This window comes from Trichlorobacter sp. (assembly GCF_030247655.1).
Classification (GTDB): Bacteria; Desulfobacterota; Desulfuromonadia; order Geobacterales; family Pseudopelobacteraceae; genus Trichlorobacter.
In genome coordinates this window covers 1-7,131 of the sequence record NZ_JAOTRZ010000152.1, presented here as the reverse complement: position 1 = coordinate 7,131, position 7,131 = coordinate 1, and the positions used below count along the sequence as shown (strand labels likewise).

General features: G+C 55.2%; 6 protein-coding genes and 1 pseudogene. 4 read left to right on the top strand and 3 right to left on the bottom strand.

The genetic code is table 11. The features are described from left to right. A partial coding sequence (uvrB, locus tag OEL57_RS12085; protein WP_300740783.1) for an excinuclease ABC subunit UvrB occupies window positions 1–1,890 on the top strand: 1,890 nt, incomplete at its 5' end. Window positions 1,891–2,184: 294 nt separating this feature from the next. Here the strand turns inward: uvrB and OEL57_RS12080 are convergent. From OEL57_RS12080 to OEL57_RS12070, 3 genes are read right to left on the bottom strand one after another with little or no spacing between them, the layout of a single operon-like run. Continuing rightward, window positions 2,185–4,350 carry an ATP-binding protein gene (locus OEL57_RS12080; RefSeq protein WP_300740782.1) on the bottom strand — a complete coding sequence of 722 codons (2,166 nt, stop codon included), beginning with the start codon at window positions 4,348–4,350 and terminating at the stop codon, window positions 2,185–2,187. Then, window positions 4,351–5,217, bottom strand: coding sequence for an HDOD domain-containing protein (locus OEL57_RS12075; RefSeq protein WP_300740781.1), 867 nt, complete (start codon window positions 5,215–5,217; stop codon window positions 4,351–4,353). Next, complete coding sequence (locus tag OEL57_RS12070; protein ID WP_300740780.1) at window positions 5,204–5,539, bottom strand: hypothetical protein; 336 nt, start codon at window positions 5,537–5,539, stop codon at window positions 5,204–5,206. Before OEL57_RS12070 ends, OEL57_RS12075 begins: the two co-directional genes overlap by 14 nt. Window positions 5,540–5,662: 123 nt before the next feature. Here OEL57_RS12070 and OEL57_RS12065 point away from each other — a divergent pair, with 123 nt between their 5' ends. The 3 genes and pseudogenes from OEL57_RS12065 to OEL57_RS12055 all read left to right on the top strand — a co-directional run. Beyond that, the gene (locus OEL57_RS12065) at window positions 5,663–6,016 is read left to right on the top strand and encodes a nitrous oxide-stimulated promoter family protein (RefSeq protein WP_300740779.1); all 354 of its coding nucleotides are present in this window, start codon (window positions 5,663–5,665) and stop codon (window positions 6,014–6,016) included. Between the two features lie 26 nt (window positions 6,017–6,042). Continuing rightward, window positions 6,043–7,047: a 4-hydroxythreonine-4-phosphate dehydrogenase PdxA gene (pdxA, locus tag OEL57_RS12060; RefSeq protein WP_300740778.1), complete on the top strand. Its 1,005-nt coding sequence runs from the start codon at window positions 6,043–6,045 to the stop codon at window positions 7,045–7,047. After that, window positions 7,044–7,131: pseudogene (locus tag OEL57_RS12055) on the top strand (DNA/RNA nuclease SfsA); the annotation flags it as partial. The gene pdxA and the pseudogene OEL57_RS12055, both read left to right, overlap by 4 nt.

Sequence of the window (7,131 nt, the reverse complement as noted above, 5' to 3'; positions counted from 1 at the left end):
AGCAAGACCTTTACCGTGGCCAATGTCATCGCCCGCACCGGCCGGCCAGCCCTGGTGCTGGCACCTAACAAGACCCTGGCTGCCCAGCTCTACGGTGAGTTCAAGGAACTGTTCCCGGACAACGCCGTGGAATATTTCGTTTCCTACTACGATTACTACCAGCCTGAAGCCTACCTGCCCAACACCGACACCTTTATTGAGAAGGACTCATCAATTAACGATGAGATCGACAAGCTGCGCCACTCCGCCACCATGTCGCTGCTGACCCGCTCAGACGTGATCATCGTGGCCTCGGTCTCCTGCATCTATGGTATCGGCTCGCCCGATGCCTATCAGGCCATGCATATCTTCTTTCATCAGGGAGACGACTATGGCCGCGATACCCTGCTGAAGAAGCTGGTTGAGATACAGTACCAACGTAATGACACCGACTTCCACCGTGGCACCTTCCGGGTGCGGGGTGATGTGATCGAGATCTTTCCGGCCTACGACAGTGAACGGGCGCTGCGGATTGAGTTCTTTGGTGATGAGGTGGAAGCGATCTCCCAGATCGATCCGCTGCGGGGCGTGGCGCTGCAGAAGCTGTCCAAATGTTCGATTTTTCCGGCCTCCCACTATGTCTCCAGCAAAGAAAATCTTGAACGGGCGGTGGCGCAGATCCGGCTTGACCTTGAAGAGCGGATTCGCCACTTCAGGGAGCAGAACAAGCTGTTGGAGGCACAACGGATTGAGCAGCGCACCTATTATGATATTGAGATGATGGAGGAGATGGGATTCTGCCAGGGGATCGAGAACTACTCCCGCTACCTGGATGATCGGCAACCTGGTGAAGCGCCGTTTACCTTGATTGATTATTTTCCCAAAGATTTTCTGCTGTTCGTGGATGAATCCCACATAACCAACTCCCAGGTGGGCGGTATGTACCGTGGTGACCGCAGCCGCAAAGAGACCCTGGTGGAGTATGGCTTCCGTCTGCCTGCCGCACTGGACAACCGCCCCCTCAACTTTCAGGAGTATGAAGCCCGGATCAACCAGGTCGTGCATGTCTCTGCCACACCGGCTGATTATGAGCTGCAGCAGGCAGGCGGCCTGTTTGTGGAACAGGTCATCCGTCCCACCGGTCTGGTTGATCCGCCGATTGAGATCCGACCGGCGACAGGAAAGGACGGGGCAGCAGGTCAAGTAGACGATCTGCTGCATGAGGTACGCCTGACGGTCGCTAAAGGCGATCGCGTCCTGGTCACCACCCTGACCAAACGGATGGCCGAGGAGCTGACCAACTACTACCAGGAGCTGGGGCTGCGGGTGCGCTATCTGCACTCTGACATTGACACCATCGAACGGATGCAGATCCTGCGTTCTCTTCGTCTGGGTGAATTTGACGTGCTGGTGGGGATTAACCTGCTACGGGAAGGGCTGGATCTGCCAGAGGTTTCGCTGGTGGCAATTCTTGACGCTGACAAGGAAGGCTTCCTGCGTTCGGCCCGCTCCCTGATCCAGACCTGCGGTCGGGCTGCCAGAAATGTCGATGGCAGGGTCTTGATGTATGCTGACCAGACCACCCGCTCCATGCAGGCCTGCCTTGACGAAACCGAGCGCCGCCGCACTAAACAGCTGGCCTACAATGTTGAGCACGGCATCACCCCGGAGACGGTCAAGAAGGGGATGCGCAGCATACTGGAATCAATCGCTGAAAAGGATTATGTCACCCCACCGGTGGTGGCGGATATTCAGGAAACCTACGGTATTGAACTAAGGGAAATTCCAAAGCTGATCAAGAAGATGCGTAAAGAGATGCTTGCTGCTGCAAAAGAGCTGGACTTTGAGAAGGCGGCAGAACTGCGGGACCGGATCAAGCAGTTGGAGGATGCGGAGCTGAAGCTGGGGTAAAACTGCTGAAAAGAAGTAGCCCGCGGATGATGCAGATTGAGCGGATGTACGCAGATTTAAACCTATAAAAAACAGTTCCCGCAACGAAGCAACTCAACAAAAACAATATCTTGCACAAACATAGCCTCTCGCCAAACGGGTAAAACTTGAATATTCCTGTAACTTGTTTGGTTTTCGTTGCGAGCGTTGCGGCTTTGCGTGAGTAACTGCCGTTTAAAGCTTTAACCAGCTTTTTAAAAAATCCGCGTAAATCTGCCAAAATCAGATTTGATCCGCGTGCTATTGACTTTAGGGTTAATTCTCCGTTGCAGCCTTAAACTCTTCCAGCTGCACCTTCAGCTTCTCCAGACCCGCCGGAACCGCGGTGATATCACCGGTCTTGGCATCAGCCTCAATGGCGGCGGCGGTTTCCCGCATCTGCATGGCACCAATATTGGCTGACGAACCTTTAATGGCGTGAGAGGTAGTCCGCACCTTGTCTGGCTCGGCTGCTGCAATCGCCTCTTCCAGGGCCGCCATGTTTGGTTCAACCCCTTTAAAGAACAGCCCCAGAAAACGGGGGATCAGCGCTTCGGCGCCGCCCAGCCGTTCCAGCAGGTCTGCCTTGGCATAAACCGGAATTTCATCTTCAACGGCAGGTGCGGGTGTAGGCGGAGGCGTTGCAACGGTCTCCAGCTCAGGTCCTGCAGTGGCGGCGCTACAGTAGCGTTGCAGCATCTCCAGCATCTGAGCCGGTTTAACCGGCTTGGACAGATAATCATCCATGCCAGCAGCCAGACATTTGTCACGATCATCCTTACCGGCGTAGGCGGTCATGGCAACAATCGGTGTCCGGCCAGTGCCACGTTCCTGCTCCAGTCTTCTGATACCGGCAGCGGCTTGCAGCCCATCCATTTCAGGCATCTGCACATCCATCAGCACGATATCAAACCGCCCGGCGGCATAGGCATTCAACGCCTCCTGCCCATTGGTCGCCTCGGTTATACGATGGTCGGAACGTTCCAGTACCGCCTTGGCAAGCTCCCGGTTCACCTCAACGTCATCAGCCAGCAGCACGGCCAAACCTTTGAGCGGCTCAAGCGACTGGCTAACCGCAACACCCTCTCCTTCAATGGCCACATCCTCACCAACCGAAACCAAACGGGCGGTAAAGATGAAGCAACTACCCTTGCCCGGCTCACTTTCAACCCAAATCCTGCCTCCCATTAGCTCTGCCAGCCGACGACAGATAGTCAGCCCCAGACCGGTGCCACCAAATTTTTTGGTGGTGGTAACATCGGCCTGTTCAAAGGTCTCGAAGATGCGGGACTGTGCTTCAGCAGGAATACCTATCCCTTGATCGGCCACACAGAACCGAACCACCAGACCGGCATCCTCTGCCTGTTCAAGCTGTGCCGATACCGTGATAACACCCTGTTCGCTGAACTTCATCGCGTTACCCACCAGGTTGATCAGAATCTGACGCAGCTTATAGATATCACCACCGAGGCGGTCCGGCACGGCACCATCCACCTGGATAACCAGCCGCAACCCCTTCTGTTCCGCCTTTAAGCCTAGTGAGTACAACCCCTGCTCAAGGCTTTTACGCAACAGGAACGGCGCGCAGCAGAGTTCCAGCTTTCCTGCCTCAATCTTGGAAAAATCAAGAATATCATTGATTATAACCATTAAGTTTTCAGCAGAATCCCGAATTGCCAGCAGCTGTTTGCGCTGCTGCTCCGGTGAGAAACCACCTTCCAGCAACAACTCCGTCATCCCCATCACGCCGTTCATCGGGGTACGGATTTCATGGGACATATTTGCCAAAAACTCGCTCTTGGCCTGACTGGCCGCCTCAGCCTTTTCACGAGCCACTGCCAGCTCACGGGTACGCTCTTCTACCCGCTGTTCCAGAGTGGCCATATGTTCCTTCAGCAAGCCACGCAGGGTGGTGCTTTCCAGGGCATAAGCAGCTGAGTTTAAAAGAATGGAAAGGGCGTTCAGGGTGGGGGCATCAATGCTGGCAGATTCGCCGGGCATCAGACCGACAAACATGCCGTGGATGCGGGAACGGGTAGTAATACTCTGCAACAGCAGGGTACCACCCCGCTGAGACGGGATCATGACGGCCTGGTTGCGATTCAGGGCCCAGGCAAACGCACCATCAACAATGGCGGCATCAGCTGCATCCTGCAGTTTTGTACTACAAGGAGTGCTGTCGCAGGAGGTCAGCTCAAAGCTGCCATCATCCATCGCCTCCAAAATACCGGCCCGATAAAAGGGAATTAAACGTTGAACCTGGGCCAGGGTCGCCTGAAAGATATCCTGCAGCCCTTCAGCGCGGGCTAGATCCGCCTGAAAATCACCACTACTGGCCAACATCTCAAAGATGTCAATGTAGCGCCGGTTTGACTCTTCAAGATAACTAACCCGCTCCTGCAGGAAACCGCTATCGGTTATGGCCTCATCCTGCCGCGTCATTTATGTCTCCGAAAGAATGGCAAAGGTCTCTTCTATCTGCGGTTCAGCCTGCTTCAATACAGCCCCCAGTTGGTGGGGCGTCATCCCCAGCCTGTCCCAGGCGGCGCCGTCAAGGGGTGGGACAAACCGTTCACAGCTCTGGCCCAATTCAAAGGCCTGGCAAATGATATCGGCGATATGAATCAATGAGGTTTCAAGCGGAAACTGTTCTGCCCTGGATGGTCGATGGTGGAAGGCAACCGGATCAGCAATATTGGCTGGAATCTTCCAGTCCTTCAGCAGTGCTCCGCCTGCCTCAGCATGATCAAACCCGACCCGCTTCAACTCAACATCAAAATAGAGCAGCTCTTCTGCCCGGGTCTCTTCAATCATCTCCCGCACCAGATCCCCCAGCACGGTGGCCATAATCAACTGGCCGATATCGTGCAGCATGCCGGCCACAAAGAACCGCTCAACATTGGCCTCACGCCGCCAGGTTGCCAGGGCACGGGCAATGATGCCACAAGCAATGGAATGGCGCCAGAAGGTGGCCATACTCATCAACTCTTCAGGAATCCCCTTAAAGATACCCATCACCGAGGCAGCCAGGGCGAGATCCCGTAACTGCTGGGTACCGATGATGGTAACCGCCTTGCTGATGGAATCCACTTTGCCAAAGTAGCCGAACATCGGACTGTTAGCCAATCGTAGCAGACGGGCGGTCAGGCCCTGATCCTCAGTAATGATTTTACCGATGTCATCGATGGAGGTACGGGGATGGTTGATCGCCTCGTTGAGCCGATCATAGAACAGCGGCAGGGAATAGACGGTACTGGTACGGTCAATCAGCCATTGCACGGTATAGGTGGGGGCATCAGCAAAGGCCATGGAGTACCTTTCTGATGGCGGCCAACCGCAGCAGCTCCCGCAGGGCAGGGTGCTCAGTACCGGAATGCCTGAAGTGCGGCAGCAGAGCCTCTTCAGCAGCCATCACCGCAGCCGGATCAAGCTCAGCCGGCATCTGTGGTTCGTTATCAACATAGTCGATGCCGGCAATATCAACCTCGGCGACTCCCCAGGTACGGAAGATCGTCAAATGTTTCTGATTCAGCTCGGCACCGGCCCCCAAAAGCATACGGCCGTTACGGTCAAGTACGTCGCTTGCCAGTACCATTCCGATCTCAAGATTATCAAGCGCCACCAGTCCCATGCTTTTAGCCTGTTCCGTTCTCTAAAGTCATATTAGAATAGCATGTTCACCACGCAACTCAAGGCTTTGTGCAATTTTAATTTTTTGACCGTTGTCATGCAACTATCGCCAAAAGCAGGTAGAATGAGATCCATGCACAAAGAACCAACGGCACAACAGGCCAAAGACATCAAAGTTATTGCCAGATTTACGGAAGTCTGGTGTGCGGGACAGCTCCATAGCAACCAGCAGCAAATAACCGTGTACCCGGGGATGCAACCGTTGACGCTCTGCCCTGAATGCGCAGCGTTTTTAGAATATGCCGCAAAAAAACGGTTACATTGCCCGCTTGAAGCAGAAAAACCGACCTGCCGACGCTGCCGGATTCATTGCTATGCCCCGCAGCAACGCACCTTGGTCAAACAGATCATGGCCTGGTCAGGTAAGCGGATGATTCTCAGGGGCAGACTGGATTATCTCTGGCACTATTTCTTTTAGATCCTCTTCTGTGCTACATACTTCCCATGAAAAAACCTCTCATTGCCATCACCATGGGCGACCCTTGCGGGGTCGGTCCTGAAGTCATTGTTGCTGCCCTTACCGATCCGGCCATCCGGGCCGTCTGCAGCCCGTTGGTGCTGGGCGACCAGAGGGCCATGGGGCGAGCGCTGACCAGCTGCAACAGCTCGCTAAAACTTGTCGTTGTTTCCTCCACTGCCGAGGCAGCTGATCTGCCGGATGACGTCATTCCCCTGCTGCAACTGTCCAGCCTGGCTGAGACTGATATCGCCTATGGCAAGCCTTCAGAGCTGGCTGGCGATGCAGTCTACCGCTATATCCGCCGCGCAGCCGAGCTGTGCCTGACCGGCGAGGTGGCAGCCATGGCCACCGCGCCAATCAGTAAAGAGGCAATGCATAAGGCAGGGCACCACTATCCCGGCCATACCGAGCTGTTGGCAGAGTTATGCCGCTGCGACCAGTTTGTGATGATGCTGGCCGGTGATGTCCTGCGGGTGGCACTAGTCACGATCCATGAGGCGATAGGCCATGTCCCCTCTCTGATCAGCACGGAACAGGTGTTGAAGACCATCCGGGTGACAGCCACGGGAGTGGCACCGCTCTGTGGTAACGGTTCTCCGCGAATCGCCGTGCTGGCATTGAATCCCCACTGTGGCGAAGGCGGCATGTTCGGCACTGAAGAGCAAGAATCGATTATCCCGGCTATTACGGCAGCAAAGTCCGAGGGGCTGGATGTTGCAGGCCCGTTCTCCGCTGACACCTTCTTTCATTTTGCCGTACAGGAACCTGCCCCCTATGATGCGGTGGTGGCCATGTACCACGACCAGGGGCTGATCCCGCTCAAGATGCGACACTTTGACGATGGCATCAATATTACCCTGGGCCTGCCAATCATCCGTACCTCGGTTGACCACGGCACTGCCTATAATCTGGCTGGCACCGGCACCGCTTCGCCAACCAGCATGAAAGCCTCCATCAGGATTGCAGCAAAACTGGCAGCAGCCCGATGAAGCTGCCCGACCTGATCCCCGGCAAACTGATCAAGCGCTACAAGCGTTTTCTGGCTGATATTGAGCTTGAGGATGGTTCCGTGC

Coding starts and splice junctions, on each gene's coding strand:
- OEL57_RS12080 (WP_300740782.1), bottom strand. CDS start 4,350: ATGACGCGGCAGGATGAGGCCATAACCGATAGCGGTTTCCTGCAGGAG.
- pdxA (WP_300740778.1), top strand. CDS start 6,043: ATGAAAAAACCTCTCATTGCCATCACCATGGGCGACCCTTGCGGGGTC.
- OEL57_RS12075 (WP_300740781.1), bottom strand. CDS start 5,217: ATGGCCTTTGCTGATGCCCCCACCTATACCGTGCAATGGCTGATTGAC.
- OEL57_RS12065 (WP_300740779.1), top strand. CDS start 5,663: ATGAGATCCATGCACAAAGAACCAACGGCACAACAGGCCAAAGACATC.
- OEL57_RS12070 (WP_300740780.1), bottom strand. CDS start 5,539: ATGGGACTGGTGGCGCTTGATAATCTTGAGATCGGAATGGTACTGGCA.